The sequence below is a fragment of the Schumannella sp. 10F1B-5-1 genome, assembly GCF_006517535.1.
Taxonomy (GTDB): domain Bacteria; phylum Actinomycetota; class Actinomycetes; order Actinomycetales; family Microbacteriaceae; genus Schumannella.
In genome coordinates, this window is sequence record NZ_VHQH01000262.1 from 1 (window position 1) to 289 (window position 289).

At 70.2% G+C, this 289-nt stretch carries 1 pseudogene; it reads left to right on the forward strand.

Annotation, left to right across the window (positions count from 1 at the left end):
* Window positions 1–289: pseudogene (locus FJ658_RS15635) on the forward strand (cell division protein FtsZ); the annotation flags it as partial.

Here is a 289-nt window from a genome sequence, read left to right on the forward strand (position 1 = left end):
TGCTCGAGGCGTTCTCGACCGCCGACCAGGTGCTCCTCGCGGGCGTCCAGGGCATCACCGACCTCATCACGACGCCGGGCCTCATCAACCTCGACTTCGCCGACGTCAAGTCGGTCATGCAGGGCGCGGGCTCCGCGCTCATGGGCATCGGCGCGAGCCGCGGAGCGGACCGCGCCATCAAGGCGGCCGAGCTCGCGGTCGCGAGCCCGCTGCTCGAGGCATCGATCGACGGCGCGCACGGAGTGCTCCTGTCGATCCAGGGCGGGTCGAACCTCGGCATCTTCGAGAT